A 17,371-nucleotide genomic window follows, 5' to 3' on the forward strand; every position below is an offset into this window, starting at 1 on the left:
GTCGGCAGGGACTAGCCGGGGCCGGGCGTGCTGTCGCGGGAGATCGACGCCTACCTCGACCACCTGGCGGTCGAGCGCGGAGCCGCGCGCAACACTCTCGGCGCCTACCGTCGTGACCTGGCCCGCTACCGGAATTTCCTCACCGCACGCGGCATCGCGAACCTGCGCGCGGTCGCGCAGGGCGATGTCGCGGAGTTCACCATGGTGCTGCGTTCCGGCGGGGAAGATCATCCGCCGCTGGCCGCGGGATCGGTGGCGAGGGCGCTGATCGCGGTGCGTGGTCTGCATCGGTTCGCCGCCGCCGAGGGGATCACCGACACCGACGTGGCGCATGCCGTGAAACCGCCTGCCCCTGGCCGGCGGCTGCCCAAGGCGCTGCCCTACGACCAGGTGCTGCGACTGCTCGAAGCCGCAGGCGGCGACGGTGATTCGGGTGGCGCCGACGGGGGACCGCGCGGTCTGCGCGACCGTGCACTGCTGGAACTGCTGTACTCCACCGGGGCACGTATCTCGGAGATGGTCGGCATCGATGTCGACGACATCGATGCCGAGCAGCGATGTGTCGTCCTGCACGGCAAGGGCGGCAAGCAGCGACTCGTCCCGATCGGCAGACCCGCCCTCGCCGCGGTCGACGCCTACCTGATCCGCGGCCGCCCCACCCTCGCCGCGAGCGGAAAAGGCTCCGCCGGAGCCCTTTTCCTCAACGCGCGCGGCGGCAGGCTGTCGCGGCAGAGCGCCTGGCAGGTACTGCAGACGGCGGCCGAACGGGCGGGCATCGGGGCGACGGTCTCGCCGCACACCCTGCGCCATTCCTTCGCGACACACCTGCTCGACGGCGGCGCCGACGTGCGGGTCGTGCAGGAACTGCTCGGCCACGCCTCGGTGACGACCACCCAGATCTACACGCTCGTGACGGTGAGCACGCTGCGCGAGGTCTGGGCGACCGCGCATCCGCGGGCCACGTGAACCGCCACCGCACGGTCGCGCCCGGCGGGTATGGTGCGAACACGCCCGGCGTTGCCATGCCGTACCTCACCGGTCCGAGCGGTAGCGTCTACCCAGAGCTGGACCGTACGAAAGTGAGTCCGAGCCGAATCGGCCTCGCTACCCTCGACAGGGGTTACCGGCAGGAAAACGTATAAGGAGCAGCGGATCGTGACGACAGCGGAAACACCGTGGGACGGTGGACCGGAGCAGGTCGCCGAGGCCGTCGAGATGGGCCCGACCGGGCGCCCGCTGCGACTGGTACCCGAGCCCCCGCAGGTGCAGCGTCACGGCGACGCGCTCGTGGTGGCCATGTGCAACCAGAAGGGCGGGGTCGGCAAGACCACCTCGACCATCAATCTCGGTGCGGCCCTGGCCGAATACGGCCGCCGCGTGCTGCTCGTCGACCTGGACCCGCAGGGTGCGCTCTCGGCCGGTCTCGGCGTCGCCCACCACGATCTCGATCTCACCGTGCACAACCTGCTGATCGGCGGGAAGGCCACGGTCGATGACGTCCTGCAGACCACCAAGGTCGACGGCATGGACCTGTTACCCAGCAACATCGACCTCTCCGCGGCCGAGATCCAGCTGGTCAACGAGGTGGGCCGCGAGCAGTCACTCGGCCGGGCTCTCTCGGGTGTGCGTGACCGCTACGACTACATCCTCATCGACTGCCAGCCCTCGCTCGGCCTGCTCACCGTCAACGCGCTGGCCTGCTCCGACGGCGTCATCATCCCGATGGAATGCGAGTACTTCTCGCTGCGCGGTCTGGCCCTGCTCAACGACACCGTCGAGAAGGTGCGCGACCGGCTCAACCCGCGCCTGAGCCTCTACGGCATCGTGGTCACCATGTTCGACGCCCGGCTGCTGCACTCCCGTCAGGTGATGTCGCGCGTGGTCGAGGTGTTCGGCGACCTGGTCTACGACACCGCCATCTCCCGCACCGTGCGGTTCCCCGACGCCAGCGTCGCCGGTGAGCCGATCACCACCTGGGCGCCGAAATCGGCGGGCGCCGAGTCGTATCGGGCCATGGCACGCGAAGTCATCCACCGGTCGGGCCGGTGATCGACGCAATACCCGAGGTGCAAGAGGCTCAGCAAGAAGCGGCACCCGCCGCCGAGAACACCGGGTTCCACCTGCGGCTGAAGAACTTCGAGGGGCCGTTCGATCTGCTGCTGACGCTGATCAGCTCGCGCAAACTCGATGTCACCGAGGTCGCGCTGCATCAGGTCACCGACGAGTTCATCGCCTACACCAAGGCGCTGACCGCCGAGCTCGCCGAGAACACCAAGCTGCGCGCGGACAAGATCCTCGATCAGACCACCGAATTCCTCGTCGTCGCGGCCACTCTGCTCGACCTCAAGGCGGCCCGGCTGCTGCCGTCGGGCGAGATGACCGACGCCGACGATCTGGAACTGCTCGACGCCCGCGACCTGCTGTTCGCCCGCCTGCTGCAGTACCGGGCGTTCAAACAGGTGGCCGCGCTGCTGGCCGAGCTGGAAGCGGCCGCGCTGCGCCGGTATCCGCGTTCGGTGGCGCTCGAGGAACAGTTCGAAGGGCTGCTGCCGGAAGTGACCCTCGGCGTCGACATCGCCGCGTTCGCCGAGATCGCCGCCGCCGCGTTCCGGCCACGCCCGATCGCCCAGGTCGGCCTCGGGCATCTGCACATGCACACCATCTCGGTCGCCGAGCAGGCCGAGCTGGTGCTGGCCCGGCTCAAGGAGCGTGGTCCCGGCGGGTGGACCACCTTCGCCGAACTGGTCGACGACTGCACGGTGCCGGTGGAAATCGTGGCCAGGTTCCTGGCGTTGCTCGAGTTGTACCGCGGCAAGACCATCGCGTTCGACCAGCCCGATCCGCTCGGGCCGCTGGCCGTGAGCTGGCTCGGCGAACTCGATCCGGACGCCGAAGCGGCCGCGCTGACCTTCGAGGAGGACTACGGATGATCGGGTCAGGCCCGGCGGCGGCAGCGCAGCGTAACCACGGAGGGCTCCCGATCATCCAGGAGGGCACAGCATGACCGAGACAGTGGTGGAGTTCACTTCCGAGCCGCTCGACGATCCCGAACTGCGGTCGGCGCTGGAGGCGATGCTGCTCGTCGTCGACGCTCCCGCGCCGGTAGAACAGCTGGCAGCGGCCCTGGACGACACCGCGGAGCGGGTCGAGACCACGCTGCGGGCCATGTCGGCGGAGCTCACCGCGCGGGGCAGCGGCATCGACCTGCGTTTCGTCGGTGACGGCTGGCGCTTCTATACTCGACAGGAGTACGCGCCCTATGTCGAGCGTGTACTGCTCGACGGGGCCCGGACGAAGCTGACCCGGGCCGCCTTGGAGACCTTGGCGGTGATCGCCTACCGCCAGCCGGTGACCCGGACCAGGGTCAGCGCGGTCCGCGGGGTGAACGTCGACGGAGTGATGCGCACACTGCTGGCCAGGGGCTTGATCGCGGAAGCGGGTCAGGACCCGGAGACCAACGGCACGTTGTACCGCACCACCGAGTTGTTCCTCGAACGGATCGGGCTCGCCTCACTGGGCGACCTGCCACCGCTGGCGCCGCTGCTTCCCGGCGTCGACCTGATCGACGAGATCAGCGAGAGCATGGAGACCGACCCCCGGTTCACCAGGCTGAAGAAAACGACCGAGTCCGACATGGATCTCGGCACCGACGATTGACAGGACAGATGAATAATTCCGCTCGCCGAGATGGCACACCGGACCGAAGAAAACGCACCGACCAGCCCCGTAGCGGCGCGAACCGGACCACGGGAACCCGCGGCGGCACCGCGCGCACCGGGCAGTCGGGCAGCCGCAGCGATGCGACCGGCCGCCGCGGCACCGGCGGATACGAGCGCGGTGAGTCGACCGGCCGCCGCCCCTCCTCGGGTGGCTTCACCCGTGGCGGCACCGATGACCGCCGCGGATCGGCGGGCCGCGGCTACCAGCGCGGCGCGACCGACGATCGGCGTGGTGGTTCCGCGGGCGGCTACGAGCGTGGCGGCGACGATCGCCGTGGCGGTTACCAGCGAGGTGGCGACGACCGCCGCGAGGGCGGTTACCAGCGCAGCTCCGGCTCGGCAGGTAGCCCGGCGCGCGGCGGCCAGCGGGCAGGCAGCACCGCCCGCCCGGCGACCTCGCAGGCGCCGGCCCGCAAGACCAAGTCCGCCAAGCCACAGCGCAAGGTCGTCGCGCCGACGATCCTGAACAACGCCAAGCCCGCGCGTCACCAGCACGCCGAAAACACCGAGGGCCCGAAGAAGCTGCCCTGGGGCGAAGGTGAACGCCTGCAGAAGGTGCTCGCCAAGGCCGGGGTGGCCTCGCGCCGCGCGGCCGAGGACATGATCGCTGCGGGCCGCGTGGAGGTCGACGGCAAGATCGTGCGTGAGCAGGGTCTGCGGGTCGATCCGGAGAACGCGGTCGTGCGCGTCGACGGCACCCGCGTCGTCGTCCGCGACGAACTCGTGCACCTGGTGCTGAACAAGCCCAAGGGCTGGCAGTCCACCATGTCCGACGATCTTGGCCGCCCCTGCGTCGGTGACATTGTCGCCGAGCGGATCGCCGCCGGGCAGCGCCTGTTCCATGTCGGCCGTCTCGACGCCGACACCGAGGGCCTGCTGCTGCTCACCAACGACGGCGAGATGGCGCACCGCCTGATGCACCCGTCGTTCGAGGTGCCCAAGACCTACCTGGCCACCGTCAACGGCGAGGTCAACTACCGCCTGGTCGGCAAGCGCCTGCGTGAGGGCGTCGAGCTCGAGGACGGCCCGGCCAAGGTCGACAAGTTCATGCTGCTCGAGGCCTACGAGGGTCGTTCGCTGGTCAAGCTCGTCTTGCACGAGGGCCGCAAGCACATCGTGCGTAGGCTGCTCGACGAGGTCGGCCACCCGGTGATCCGGCTGGTGCGTACCCACATCGGCCCGGTGGCACTGGGCGACCAGCGTCCCGGCACGCTGCGCGTGCTCGGCCGGGACGAGATCGGCAAACTCTACGAGGCGGTGCAGCTGTGAACGGAGTGGATTTCCCGGTGGAGTTCGCCGGCGACCGGATGACCGGCGAGGGCACCCTCGTCGTCGCCATGGACGGCCCGTCCGGTACCGGCAAGTCCAGTGTGTCGCGCAGGCTGGCGACCCGCCTGGCTGCCCGCTACCTCGACACCGGCGCCATGTACCGGGTCGCGACGCTGTGCGTGCTGCGCGCCGAGGTCGACCTGACCGATCCGGCCGCGATCGCGGAAACCGTTGCGGCGCTGCCGTTGTCGATCGGCACCGACCCGAGCCGCGAGGTGATCGAGCTCGACGGTGAAAACGTCTCGGCCGAGATCCGCGGCGATGCCGTCACCAAAGCTGTCTCCGCGGTGTCCGCGGTGGCCCAGGTGCGCGAGCAGCTCGTCGCCCTGCAGCGCGAGATCGCGGCGATGGCCGGGCGGATCGTGGTGGAGGGCCGTGACATCGGCACCGTCGTGCTCACCGGCGCCGACGCCAAGATCTACCTCACCGCCTCCGCGGAGGCGCGCGCCCAGCGGCGCAATGCCCAGAACATCCGCGAGGGCCGCGGCGACGACTACCAGGCCGTGCTGGCCGACGTGCAGCGTCGCGACACCCTCGATTCCACCCGCACGGTGTCGCCGCTGCGCCCCGCCGCCGACGCGGTGCTCGTCGACACCAGCGACCTGACGATGGACGAGACCATCGACGAGCTCTACCGCGTGGTGGCCCAGCAGCTTTCGGCCACGACAGGAGGTTCGCGATGATCGACGAAGAGGTTCTGGTCGGAGACGGCACCTGGTCCGACGAAGCCGATTGGGAGATCGCCGATTTCGAAGGTGAGCACGAGGGTGACGAACACCTCGCGATGCCCACCGTCGCCGTGGTCGGCCGCCCGAACGTGGGCAAGTCGACCCTGGTGAACCGCATTCTCGGCCGCCGTGAAGCCGTCGTCGAGGACGTCCCCGGCGTCACCCGCGACCGCATCTCCTACGAGGCCAGCTGGGCGGGGCGCCGATTCCTGGTGCAGGACACCGGCGGCTGGGAGCCCGACGCCAAGGGCCTGCAGCAGCATGTCGCCCGCCAGGCCGAGGTGGCGATGGCGACCGCCGACGCGATCCTGCTCGTCGTCGACGCGACCGTCGGCGCCACCGCGACCGACGAGGCCGCGGTGCGCAAACTGCGCCGCTCCAAGATCCCGGTGATCCTGGTGGCCAACAAGGTCGATGACCAGAAGGTCGAACTCGAGGCGGCCAGCCTGTGGTCGCTGGGTCTCGGTGAGCCACGGATGGTCTCGGCCGCGCACGGCCGCGGCACCGGCGACCTGCTCGACGACGTGCTCACCGCACTGCCCGAGACCCCGCGCGAAGGCACCGGCGCCGCCGGACCGCGGCGCGTCGCGCTGGTCGGCAAGCCGAACGTCGGCAAGTCGAGCCTGCTCAACAAGCTCGCCGGCGACGAGCGTTCGGTGGTCCACGATGTCGCGGGCACCACCGTCGACCCGGTCGACTCGCTGGTCGAACTGGGCGGCAAGGTGTGGAAGTTCGTCGACACCGCCGGTCTGCGCCGCAAGGTGTCCAACGCCTCGGGCACCGAGTTCTACGCCTCGCTGCGCACCAAGTCGGCGCTGGAGGCTTCCGAGGTCGCGATCATGCTGATCGACGCCTCGGTGCCGATGACCGAACAGGACCTGCGCGTGATCAGCCTGGTCGCCGACTCCGGTCGCGCGCTGGTGCTGGCGTTCAACAAGTGGGACCTGGTCGACGAGGACCGCCGCTACATGCTCGAGCGCGAGATCGATCGCGATCTGGTGCGGGTGCCGTGGGCCCAGCGGGTCAACATCTCCGCCCACACCGGCCGCGCCGTGGCCAAGCTGGTGCCGCAGATGGAGACCGCGCTCGAGTCCTGGGACAAGCGCATCTCCACCGGCCGCCTGAACACCTGGCTCAAGGAAGTCATCGCGGCCACCCCGCCGCCGATGCGCGGCGGCCGCCAGCCCCGCGTCCTGTTCGCCACCCAGGCGGGCACCCGTCCGCCGACGTTCGTGCTGTTCACCACCGGCTTCCTCGAGGCGGGCTACCGCCGCTTCCTGGAGCGCCGCCTGCGCGAGGAGTTCGGCTTCGACGGCTCGCCTGTGCGCATCTCGGTGCGCGTGCGCGAGAAGAAGGAACGAAAGAAGTAGAGCGTCACCACGCGAGCCCCGGGCAACTGCCCGGGGCTCGCTGCTTTTCGGCGGTCAGGCGATCATCACCCGGTCGAGCAGATGGTCGACGAGGTGCGGTGCGCGCGCGGCCATGTCGTTGTCGGTGAGCATTCCCTGGGCCAGCCCGGCGACGGCGAGCAGGACGATCTCGGCGTCCGCGCGGATGGTCGTCTCCTCGGCATCGGGGCCGCGTAGCCGCCGGAGCTGGGCGGCGACCGCATCGACGATGTAGTTCGGTGTCTCGGCGGTGTCGGCGGACTCGAGGTCGGGGCCGGTGAGCGTGGCGGCGTGAAAAATCCCGAGGATGACGGCGTCCTCGCGACTCGGCTCGTCGAGGGGGAGCAGACCGAGCAGGACCGCGCGGACGATATCGCGCGGGCCCGCGTCCGGTCCGAGCGCGGCAAGCGCCTGGTGCAGCCGCGCACCGGAATTCGCAACGACGGCGCGATGGGTGGCGAGCAGGAACTCCCGCTTGGTGCCGAAGTAGTACTGCACCGATCGCACCGATACCCCGGCCTCAGCCGCGACGGACTGGAAAGTGGCGGCATCCAGCCCGCCGCGGGCGATGACCCGGCGCGTGGCTCCGGTGATGGACCCGCGCCGTTCTTCGTGATCGGCCAACCGCGGCACGCTCGCTCCTTCGTCCTGATTCGTCCAGCAGGCTCTTGATGGTACGCCCATACCATCTTTATGGTACGGTGATATCACCAACGGAGATAAGGGGTGGTCATGGCCAAGATCGGGCGATTCAAGAACGACAAGGCGCGCGAGGAGTTCCTGAGGTCCTACCGGGAACTGGAGAAGCAGCAGCCGATTCCATCGACAACGGCCGACGTCCCCACCTCTTTCGGCACCACCCGGGTGCGCACTTTCGGCCGGGGCGACGGCGTGCCGATCGTGCTGATGCACTCGCTCGGGGGCAACAGTCTGGCCTGGACTCACGTCATCGAGGAGATCGCGCGCGATCGGGTCGTCCACGCACCCGAGTTCCTCGGCACGCCGGGTCTCAGCATCCAGATCGCACCGATCGACGAAACACGGTTCGGTGCCTGGTTTCTCGAGGTCCTCGACGGTCTCGGCGTCGACCGAGTTCACCTGGTCGGCTACTCACAGGGTGGATGGCAGGCGATGGCGATCGCGGCGAGCGAACCGCGACGGCTCGTCAGTCTGACGGTGATCGAGCCCGGCGGCACGTTGACGAAGGTCCGCTGGAGCGTGCTGTGGACGATGATCAAGGTAGGCGCTCGGCCGACCGACAAGAACCTCCGCAAGCTGAACGAGTGGCTCAACCCTGGCGTCACCCTGACCGACACCGAATTCGCCGGAGTGAAAGCCGCTCTGGGATATGTCCCGTCGATCGGCTACCCGCGGATGTTCACCGACGAGCGGCTGGCGGCGATCACAGTGCCGACTCTGGGCCTGTTCGGATCCGAGTCGCTCGTCGTCGACGCGACCCTCGCGACCGAACGCCTGCGCGACAACGTGCCCACCTGCGACACCGAGATCTTCGCGGGCGCAGGCCACGGCATCTTCCACCAGATCCCGAAACAGGTCACGGCGCGCATCCTCGACTTCACCAGCCGGTACGAACCGACAGACGCCCGCCGCAGCGAGTGATTGCCCCACCCACGACTGTTGGCGAGTCGGCGACTGCCCGGCGATCGTCCGCACCACGGGTGGGGCCGCAGAGGGCAGGGCACGCTAGTCGTCGGTGCCCTCGATCCGCCATCGGGTCGTCACCTCGCGGACGCAGGGTGCGTCCGCGAGCGCGTCGACCGTGTCGGTGAGCGCCGACTCCAGGGCGCGGTGGGTGAGGACGATCAGGTGGGCGTCGTCGCCGCGGTGCTCCTGGCGTAGCCGCGCGATACTCACGCCGTGTTCCGCGAACACCGCCGCGACCTGGGCCAGCGCACCGGCGTGGTCGGTGACCCGCAGGTTCAGGTAGAAGCGGGCCGGGGTGTCGCCGAGGGGAGCGACGGGGAGTTCGGCGTAGTAGGAGGCGCGGGGTGCGCGCCCGCCGTTGACGCGATTGCGGGCGGCGGTGATCAGGTCTCCGAGCAGGGCCGACGCGGTGGCGGTTGGGGCGCCGTCACCGTAGAACATCAGCCTGCCCGCGCCCGCGGCGTCGACGGCCACCGCGCTGAACGGCGCGTCGACCCGGGCGAGGGGATCGGTCGCCGGGAGCAGCGCGGGGTGCACGCGGACCGAGATCTGTTCCTTGCCACCGTCTTCGGCGACTCTGGTGCACACGGTGAGCGTGCGCAGGCGCAGGCCCAGTGCCTCGGCGGCGTCGAGATCGTGCGCTGTCGCCGGGCCCGACTCCTCGAAGTGCACGTCACCGACCTCCACCCGGGTATGGAACGCCAGCGTCGCCAGGATCGCCGCCTGCGCGGCCGCGTGCCTGCTGTGTTCGGCGGGGAAGACCCCGAGCACCTGATTCACCCGGTCACCGGAGAGCGACTGGGTCAGCGGCCGCACCACCGGAACCCCGCCCGCCACCGCCGCTTCGAAGAACAGGTCGGCGCCGTGCTGCTCGGCGGCCGCGGCCAGCCGGTGCCCGTGCTCGGCGATCAGCGCGGTGTTCGCGGTGATCACCGACCGGCCCTCGCGCAGTGCGTCGAGCATCGCCGTCACCGAGTCGATGTCCTCGGTCGCATCGACCAAAAGCTCCGCCCGCCCGTCGAGCACCAGCTCCGCACCGGCGCGTTCCCGCAAGTCGCCACGCGTGTCGCGCAGGATCCGCGTGACCTCGGTGGCGAGCGCTCCGGTGCCGAGAACGGTGACCCCGAACGAGCCGCGTGGGGAACGAAAGAGCTGATTGGTCATGGGAATTCGCCTAACCGCCGAGAACTGCCGAGCCGGGAACGAACGCCGCTCGCGCCACCCCCGTCCAGCCAGTATCGCGGCCGGATCCATTCGGCGGCAGTTGTTTTCACCACGAATCAGGACAGTCGTGCCAGAAATGCCGGGATACTCGGAAGAGTCACCCGCGGATCGCGCGTGGGCGAGCAGGGGAGAGGACGAGGGATGGCCCTGGTTGTGCAGAAATTCGGCGGATCGTCGGTGGCGAGCGCGGAGCGGATCCGGCGGGTCGCCGAGCGGATCGTGGAAACGAAGAAGCAGGGTCACGATGTGGTGGTGGTCTGCTCAGCCATGGGCGACACCACCGACGAATTGCTGGATCTGGCAGGCCAGGTGGCGCCCGCACCACCGCCGCGGGAGATGGACATGCTGCTGACTTCGGGCGAGCGCATCTCGAATGCCCTGGTGGCCATGGCGATTCACTCGCTGGGTGCCGATGCCAGGTCGCTGACCGGCTCCCAGGCAGGCGTCATCACCACCGGCGCGCACGGCAACGCCAAGATCATCGAGGTCGATCCAGACCGGGTCCGCCGCGCTCTCGACGACGGCGAGGTGGTGCTGGTCGCCGGCTTCCAGGGCGTCAGCCAGGACAGCCGTGACGTCACGACCCTGGGCCGCGGCGGTTCCGATACGACCGCTGTCGCGCTGGCCGCGGCGCTGAATGCCGATGTCTGCGAGATCTATACCGACGTCGACGGCGTCTTCACCGCCGATCCGCGCATCGTGCCCGACGCGCAGAAACTGGACCAGATCTCCTACGAGGAGATGCTCGAGATGGCGGCCTGCGGTTCGAAGGTGCTGATGCTGCGCTGCGTCGAATACGCGCGCCGCTACCACGTGCCGGTGCATGTGCGCTCGTCCTACACCGACGCCGTCGGCACCACCGTGTTCGGTTCGATGGCCGACATCCCCGCCGACCAGGCCGTGCTGACCGGCGTCGCGCACGATCGCACCGAGGCCAAGGTCACCGTCGTCGGCCTGCCCGACGAGCCGGGCTATGCGGCGCAGGTGTTCCGAGCGGTCGCCGACGCCGAGATCCCCATCGACATGGTCGTACAGAACACCGGCACCGGTCGCACCGACATCACCTTCACCCTGCCCGCCGCCGACGGCGCCCGCGCGGTGGCACTGCTGCGCGATCGCCGCGCCGACATCGGTTTCGCCGATGTCCGCTACGACGATCGCGTCGGCAAGGTCTCGCTGATCGGTGCCGGGATGAAGAACCACCCTGGCGTCACCGCGACGTTCTGCGAGGCGCTGGCCGCGGCGAACATCAACCTCGACCTGATCGCCACCTCACAGATCAGGATCTCGGTGCTGGTCCGCGACACGGACCTGGACGAGGCGGTCCGCGTACTGCATCGGGCTTTCGACCTCGGCGGCGCCGAAGTCGCGGTCGTCCACGGCGGCACCGGTCGTTGACGACCGACTGAACGCCAGGTAATTTACCGACAAGTCAATTAGGCCGTCGATCGACCGGAGGGTTCCCTTGAGCAACCGACTGACCTCCTTCACCCATGCCGGACTTCGTTTCGACGTGGTGGACTCCGGACCGATCGACGGCCCTGTCGTCCTTGCGCTGCACGGCTTTCCGCAGACCGCGAGCTCGTTGTCCGAGCTCACCGCGCTGCTCAACGCCCGCGGCTACCGCACCATCGCCCCGAATCAGCGTGGCTACTCGCCGGGCGCGCGCCCGCGGGGCCGATTCGCCTATCGGGTCTCCGAACTGGTCGGCGACGTGGTCGCGCTGATCCGCGAGATCGACCGCGGGCCGGTGCATCTGGTCGGCCACGACTGGGGCGCCATGGTCGCCTGGTCGGTGGCCGGCGCCCGGCCCGACCTGGTCCGCACGCTGGTGACGGTGTCGGTGCCGCATCCCGGCGCGTTCCGGCGCTCGCTGGTCAGCAGCGATCAGCTCGCCCGCTCCTACTACATGGGTCTGTTCCAGCTCCCGGCGCTGCCGGAGCGGTTCATGCTCGCCCGGCCCGGACTGCTGGACCGGGCGCTGTCAGGCACGGGCATGGCGCCGGACGCGATCGCCAGGGTGCACCGCGAGATCGTCGACGCCGGTGCGCTCACCGGTGCGTTAAACTGGTACCGCGCGCTCCCGCTGGCCGGACAGCGCGCCATGTCGGCGCCGGTCCGGGTTCCGGTGACCCATGTCTGGAGCTCCGGCGACACGGCACTGGCGCGCCGCGGCGCCGAACTGACCGAGCGCTACGTGACCGGTGACTATCGCCTGGAAGTAATCGACGGCGCCTCGCACTGGCTGCCCGAGGAGCGCCCGCACGAACTCGCCGAGATCATCGCCGAGCGGATCGAGTCCGTGCCGAAGTGACCCCCGGTCAGCCGATCGGAGAAGCCAAGGGCCGCAACGCCTCGGCGGTCGCCGGGATCAGCGGCGCGCGCGGGACCGCGGCGCGGGCGGCCAGCTGCTCGATGATCCGCAGCCGCACTCCCGACCACTCGTCGTGCAGGATCGAATAGAACGCGGTGTCGCGCACCGCGCCGTCGAGCCCACGCGAATGTGCCCGGCGCACACCGTCGCTCACCGCACCGAGCCGTTCGATCGCGGTACGCGAGCGCAGGTTGCGGGCGTCGGCGCGCAAGCTCACCCGTCGCACACCCCAGCCGTCGAAGGCGTGGGTGAGCATGAGCAGCTTGGATTCGAGGTTCACCAGGCCGCCGCGGACCGCGGGCATCAGCCAGGTGTTGCCGATCTCGACCGCGTCGGGGATCGCCCCGCCGGGCAGGGCGGTGACGGGCTCGGCCGACAGCGGCCAGCTCAGCGGACCCTGCCAGTAGTCGAGCCGGGTGAACCTGGTCGCCCCGACCACGCATTCCTCGTCGAGGGTGACGATCGCGAAGGCCAGGACGGTGCCCGCCAGCTGCGCGGCCTCGGCCTGGAAGACGTAGGTGCGCGCCTCCTGCTCACCGTGCGGGACGATGGTGAACCCGGCAGGGCCGAGCGCGGCGGCAGCCGCGACCAGGCCGGGAACATGTTGGGGTGCCAGGGGTTCCAGCCGTACGATGCGGCCGTGGAGGATAACGGGTGCGGGCATGGTGACCGGCGTCCTTCGTCTGATGGGGTCGCCGGAAACACGAGGCGTGGATCTCACGCGGCACGTGATTGCGGCGAAGCGACACGAACGATCCAGCAGCATCGAAAACTAGATGCACAAGATAGCCGAACGTGGCGCGTTCACCCGCGCGAACAGACGAGATGTCGTCGCCGGAAATTCGCCGATATTCGCGAGTCGGACGAACCGCCCTACCGCTTGTCGGCGATGGCCGCGACGATGAGTTCCTCCCACACCGACAGCGTGGGAGTAGGCGAGACGAGCTGCGGCTTCCCGTCGCCGCCTGGCTCGTCCTGGCGCCACAGCGCGGCCGCGATCACGCCCGGTTCCTGCAGGTGCAGGTCGCCGAACAGGTCGGCGATCTCGTCGTCGGTGCGCCAGCGGCCGCGGCCGAAGGTGGACTGCAGCTTCGCCTCGGCCGCGGCGGTCTCGGTGTTGTGCCCGGACCGGAAATGGGTGATGAACACACTGCTACCGACCTGGATCTGATCGGTCCAGTACTCGACGATCGCCCGCGGGTCCTCGTCGTCGTTGAGGTGGTGCAGGACGGCGCTGAAGATCAACGCGACCGGCTTGTCGAAGTCGATGAGCCGGTTCACCTGCTCGTCGGCGCGGATGCCTGTCGAATCGCGCACGTCGGCCTGCACGACGGTGGTGTTGTCGTTGGTCGCCAGCAGCGCGCGCCCGTGCGCGAGCACGATCGGGTCGTTGTCGATGTAGACGACGCGGGCGTCGGGGTTGATCCGCTGCGCGACCTGGTGCACGTTGTCGGCGGTGGGTAGGCCGCTGCCGAAATCGAGGAACTGGGTCAGCCCGGCCTCGGCCATCTCGCGCACCGCGCGGGTGAGGGCCTGCCGGTTGGTGGTCGCGATCGCCACGGACCCGGGCAGATTGAGCTTGAAGTGGTCGCCGACCGCGCGGTCGACCTCGTAGTTGTCCTTGCCGCCGAGTAGATAGTCGTAGACCCGGGCGATGCTGGGACTGGACTGGTCGATCACCTTCGCGTTGTCGCTCATCGTTCGACGACCCCCTCACACAGTGCTGGTGTTGTGCCGCCGCCCATCGTAGGAGAACTCCGGGTGCCGGCATGGTTTCACTGTCGGTGATACCCGAAAACTGTTCCGGGCGTGTGGGTTCCGCTGCGAGTAGGGCTCTGCGGGGCGGTTCGCCGACGTCACGGTGGCGTGTCGAGGTACCGGGTGGGTTGCGGTGTAAATCTGTGCGTTGTCGCACGTCAGGGGCGTAACGGTTCGATAAATAACATCAATGTTCGTCTGTTGACCAAATGTCCAGTTACGCAGCGGTTCCGCCAGTTCCGAGGGGTATTTTGCCGGAAATGTAACGTGCGTTACCGACTCGTGTCGAACGAATGTTCTATGTGATGCAGATCACACTAGCTGTCAATCGGTTACCTGAGCTGGCACGCTCGTAATTGCTGAACGTTAACCGTTCGTGATCAACGGCAAGGTCGTCGGGGGCCTTTCGTCACGAACGCCCAGGCTGTCCGTTACGGCGCGACTGGCCTCGAATAGAACCCCATGGATCAGGTGCCGGCCGTGTCGGGACGGCCGCCGGAAGGGACCTCATGGTTATGAGTAGCATCTACTTCGAACCGAACAGCAAGCTGTCAGTTACCGGCCGAGATCGCCGCGTCACCGCGACTCCGGCCGTCGAATCGCCCATCGCCCCGCTGGCGATGCCCGGGCTGATCCTCGGCCTCGTCCTGGTCGGCCTCGGCCTCGCCGCGCTGCTGCGGCTGGGGGACTGGGCGGGTAGTTACGGTCCCGTCCTGGTCCTGCTGGCGTATGTCTTCTACATGGCGGCCGCGGTGCGGCTGGTGCTGTGGGGTGCGGTCACCGTCCGATCGTTGCACCGCCGATAGATTCCGTCTGCTCAGCCGTCGTGCAGGATCTGCGCGGCGGCTTCCAGGCTGTCGGCCGACCCGACCACGATGAGCACGTCGCCTGCCGTGAACACGAATTCCGGCCCGGGTGAGGCGATGACCGCCCCGGATCGCATCACCGCGACGATCGAGGCCTTGGTGCGGGTGCGCAGCCGGGTGTCGCCGAGCGTGCGGCAGTCGTAGGGCGAGTGGGCCGCGATCGAGAACTGGGCGGTGCTGACGCCGTCGAATTCGCGATGTTCGGCCTCGAGCTGGGCGACCACCTGCGGCGCGCCGAGCAGGCTGGCCAAGGCCGACGCCTCCGCGCTCGACAGGGCGATCTGATCGGTGGCATCGGGATTGCCCGGCCTGCCGACGATCAAATCGATCGAGCCGTCGCGGTGCTCGACGACACCGATGCGCCTGCCGCCCTTGCGCACCGGGAAATCCTTGCGAACACCGACCCCGGGTAGGGGTGTCACCTCGATCTGCATCCCCTCAGGGTATCCGGACAAAACGGACGCAGGCTGGTCACAGTTCGACGGCCGACCGGTGTCGAGTGGTTACCCGGCGATTTTCGGCACGGCGGACAATGCCCCGGCGGTGTCGCTGGATCAGATCGCCGCGGCGGCGGAGAGCTGATCCAACGCCCGGGGTCAGGCCTGCGGCGGGTCGACGAAGATGTCGTACTCGAGCTCGCCCGAGCCGCCGTAGCGGGACAGATCGGTGATGCCCTCGGCCGCGAGGACATCGACATCGAGGAAGGTGTTGCCGGTCGTCGTGCGGGCGTCGCGGCCCAGGATGGCGACGGCGGCGTCGGCCACGATCTCCGGGGTGCGGGCCTTGGCGATGGCGTCGTCGCCGCCGAGCAGGTTCTGCACCGCGGCGGTCGCGATCAGCGTCTGCGGCCACAGGCAGTTCGCGGCGACGCCGTGTTCGGCGTATTCGGCGGCCCAGCCGAGCGTGAGCAGCGACATCCCGTACTTGGCCACCATGTAGGCGGGGTGTCCGCCGAGCCAGTGCGGGGCGAGGTTCAGCGGCGGCGACAGGCTCAAGATGTGCGCGTTCTCGCTCTGCCGCAAGTGCGGCAGGCACGCGCTGGAGAGCAGGTAGGTGCCGCGGATCTGGATCTGCTGCATCAGGTCGAAGCGCTTGATCGGCAGTTCCTCGGTCGAGGCCAGGGCGATCGCCGAGGCGTTGTTGACGCAGTAGTCGATGCCGCCGAATCGCTCCACCGTCTGGGCGACGGCGTTCGCCACCGAGGCCTCGTCGCGGACATCGCCCACCACGGCCAGCGCCTGACCGCCCGCTTCCTCGATTTCGGCGGCCGCGGTGTGGATGGTGCCGGGCAGGCGGGGATCGGGCACGTCGGTCTTGGCCAGCAGCGTGATATTGGCGCCCTGGCGCGCGGCGGCCACGGCGATGGCCAGGCCGATGCCGCGGCTGCCGCCGGACATGATCATCGTGCGCCCGGCCAGCGGGAAGGTGGCGGTCATGGGTGAGCTCCTTGTCGTCGACGACGCCGGCGAGGCGACTGATGAACGGTAACGTTACAGATAACAAACGACCGCGGCAATAGTGAAATATGTAGACTCGACCCGTGCAACCCCCTGTGACCGGCTCCGATACCGATGTCCGTCCGGTGTCGGCCCGCTCCGCGCTGGTCCGCATCCTCATCGCGGCCGATTCGCCGACGATGACCTCGCGGGAGATCTGTGCCGCCACCACCGCCATCGGCTACCCGGAGGCGACCGTCCGCGTCGCCGTCTCGCGGATGGTCGCCGCCGGTGACCTGCTGCGCGCAAACCGCGCCTACACCCTCACCCCGGCACTGCGCGCGCGGCGCACCGAACTCGCCGCGCCCCCGACTCGCCCGTGGACCGGCGACTGGGAACAGGTCGTCGTCACCGCCACCGGCCGCCCCGCCGCCGACCGCGCCGCCCTGCGCGCGACACTGCTGTCGCTGCGCCTGGCCGAACTCCGCGAGGGCGTCTGGATGCGCCCGGCCAACCTCGACCGCGCCTGGCCCGCCGACCTCGACGACACCACCTTCCGCCTGCACACCCGTCCCGTCGACGATCCCGCGCTGCTGGCCGCCCGCCTCTGGTCGCTGCCCGGCTGGTCCGCCCGCGGCCACGCGCTGCTCTCCGCCATCGAAACCCCCGACCCGACAGTCAGATTCGCCGCCGTCTGCGCGGGTCTGGATCACCTGACGACCGATCCCGTCCTGCCCGGCGAACTCCAGCCCGACGATTGGCCGGTCGCCCGGCTGCGCGCCGTCACCGCCGACTATCTCGAATGGTTCGCCGCATTGGGCGCGGAATCCGTTGCGCCCTAGCGCCGCGGCAGTGTCGTGCGGGGTGACATCGACGGCGAATTC

General features: G+C 69.2%; 18 protein-coding genes. 12 read left to right on the forward strand and 6 right to left on the reverse strand.

Annotated elements, in window-relative coordinates:
• Positions 1–27 precede the first annotated feature (27 nt).
• From xerD to der, 7 genes are all read left to right on the forward strand, one after another.
• On the forward strand, positions 28–966 hold the full coding sequence (gene xerD, locus ACWF9G_RS21165) for a site-specific tyrosine recombinase XerD (protein WP_452517243.1): 939 nt from the start codon (positions 28–30) through the stop codon (positions 964–966).
• A 249-nt stretch (positions 967–1,215) separates the two neighbouring features.
• Positions 1,216–2,049, forward strand: a complete 834-nt coding sequence (locus ACWF9G_RS21170) for a ParA family protein (RefSeq protein ID WP_229740260.1) — start codon at positions 1,216–1,218, stop codon at positions 2,047–2,049.
• A complete protein-coding gene (locus ACWF9G_RS21175; protein WP_379304202.1) occupies positions 2,046–2,930 on the forward strand; it encodes a segregation and condensation protein A in 885 nt (294 codons plus the stop codon). Before ACWF9G_RS21170 ends, ACWF9G_RS21175 begins: the two co-directional genes overlap by 4 nt.
• A gap of 70 nt (positions 2,931–3,000) precedes the next feature.
• Entirely contained in the window at positions 3,001–3,657 is a 657-nt protein-coding gene (scpB, locus tag ACWF9G_RS21180) for an SMC-Scp complex subunit ScpB (protein WP_452517244.1), read from the forward strand.
• A gap of 8 nt (positions 3,658–3,665) precedes the next feature.
• Positions 3,666–4,988: a pseudouridine synthase gene (locus ACWF9G_RS21185; protein ID WP_452517246.1), complete on the forward strand. Its 1,323-nt coding sequence runs from the start codon at positions 3,666–3,668 to the stop codon at positions 4,986–4,988.
• A 38-nt stretch (positions 4,989–5,026) separates the two neighbouring features.
• Positions 5,027–5,731: a (d)CMP kinase gene (gene cmk, locus ACWF9G_RS21190; RefSeq protein WP_452517355.1), complete on the forward strand. Its 705-nt coding sequence runs from the start codon at positions 5,027–5,029 to the stop codon at positions 5,729–5,731.
• Positions 5,728–7,146 carry a ribosome biogenesis GTPase Der gene (gene der, locus ACWF9G_RS21195; protein ID WP_452517248.1) on the forward strand — a complete coding sequence of 473 codons (1,419 nt, stop codon included), beginning with the start codon at positions 5,728–5,730 and terminating at the stop codon, positions 7,144–7,146. Before cmk ends, der begins: the two co-directional genes overlap by 4 nt.
• Positions 7,147–7,200: 54 nt before the next feature.
• Here the strand turns inward: der and ACWF9G_RS21200 are convergent, their stop codons facing one another.
• The gene (locus ACWF9G_RS21200) at positions 7,201–7,797 is read right to left on the reverse strand and encodes a TetR/AcrR family transcriptional regulator (RefSeq protein ID WP_452517250.1); all 597 of its coding nucleotides are present in this window, start codon (positions 7,795–7,797) and stop codon (positions 7,201–7,203) included.
• Positions 7,798–7,896: 99 nt separating this feature from the next.
• On the opposite strand from ACWF9G_RS21200, the gene ACWF9G_RS21205 reads away from it, so the two are divergent.
• Positions 7,897–8,784 carry an alpha/beta fold hydrolase gene (locus tag ACWF9G_RS21205; protein WP_452517251.1) on the forward strand — a complete coding sequence of 296 codons (888 nt, stop codon included), beginning with the start codon at positions 7,897–7,899 and terminating at the stop codon, positions 8,782–8,784.
• Positions 8,785–8,868: 84 nt separating this feature from the next.
• On the opposite strand, the gene ACWF9G_RS21210 is transcribed toward ACWF9G_RS21205, so the two are convergent.
• Entirely contained in the window at positions 8,869–9,993 is a 1,125-nt protein-coding gene (locus ACWF9G_RS21210; protein ID WP_452517253.1) for an ACT domain-containing protein, read from the reverse strand.
• 201 nt (positions 9,994–10,194) lie between these two features.
• Between ACWF9G_RS21210 and ACWF9G_RS21215 the strand changes: the two genes are divergently transcribed.
• Together ACWF9G_RS21215 and ACWF9G_RS21220 are read left to right on the forward strand one after the other, a co-directional pair.
• Positions 10,195–11,451, forward strand: coding sequence for an aspartate kinase (locus ACWF9G_RS21215; RefSeq protein WP_452517255.1), 1,257 nt, complete (start codon positions 10,195–10,197; stop codon positions 11,449–11,451).
• Positions 11,452–11,518: 67 nt separating this feature from the next.
• A complete protein-coding gene (locus ACWF9G_RS21220; RefSeq protein ID WP_452517256.1) occupies positions 11,519–12,367 on the forward strand; it encodes an alpha/beta fold hydrolase in 849 nt (282 codons plus the stop codon).
• A 7-nt stretch (positions 12,368–12,374) separates the two neighbouring features.
• On the opposite strand, the gene ACWF9G_RS21225 is transcribed toward ACWF9G_RS21220, so the two are convergent.
• The gene (locus tag ACWF9G_RS21225) at positions 12,375–13,091 is read right to left on the reverse strand and encodes a GNAT family N-acetyltransferase (protein ID WP_452517258.1); all 717 of its coding nucleotides are present in this window, start codon (positions 13,089–13,091) and stop codon (positions 12,375–12,377) included.
• Positions 13,092–13,300: 209 nt separating this feature from the next.
• Positions 13,301–14,125, reverse strand: a complete 825-nt coding sequence (locus ACWF9G_RS21230) for an SAM-dependent methyltransferase (RefSeq protein ID WP_452517259.1) — start codon at positions 14,123–14,125, stop codon at positions 13,301–13,303.
• Positions 14,126–14,700: 575 nt separating this feature from the next.
• On the opposite strand from ACWF9G_RS21230, the gene ACWF9G_RS21235 reads away from it, so the two are divergent.
• Positions 14,701–14,991: a hypothetical protein gene (locus ACWF9G_RS21235; RefSeq protein ID WP_379304182.1), complete on the forward strand. Its 291-nt coding sequence runs from the start codon at positions 14,701–14,703 to the stop codon at positions 14,989–14,991.
• 11 nt (positions 14,992–15,002) lie between these two features.
• On the opposite strand, the gene ACWF9G_RS21240 is transcribed toward ACWF9G_RS21235, so the two are convergent.
• On the reverse strand, positions 15,003–15,485 hold the full coding sequence (locus ACWF9G_RS21240; protein ID WP_452517261.1) for a cation:proton antiporter regulatory subunit: 483 nt from the start codon (positions 15,483–15,485) through the stop codon (positions 15,003–15,005).
• A 162-nt stretch (positions 15,486–15,647) separates the two neighbouring features.
• Positions 15,648–16,487, reverse strand: a complete 840-nt coding sequence (locus ACWF9G_RS21245) for an SDR family oxidoreductase (protein WP_452517263.1) — start codon at positions 16,485–16,487, stop codon at positions 15,648–15,650.
• A 104-nt stretch (positions 16,488–16,591) separates the two neighbouring features.
• Between ACWF9G_RS21245 and ACWF9G_RS21250 the strand changes: the two genes are divergently transcribed.
• The gene (locus ACWF9G_RS21250) at positions 16,592–17,329 is read left to right on the forward strand and encodes a PaaX family transcriptional regulator C-terminal domain-containing protein (protein WP_452517265.1); all 738 of its coding nucleotides are present in this window, start codon (positions 16,592–16,594) and stop codon (positions 17,327–17,329) included.
• Positions 17,330–17,371 lie beyond the last annotated feature (42 nt).

The organism is Nocardia sp. NPDC055029, assembly GCF_053608525.1.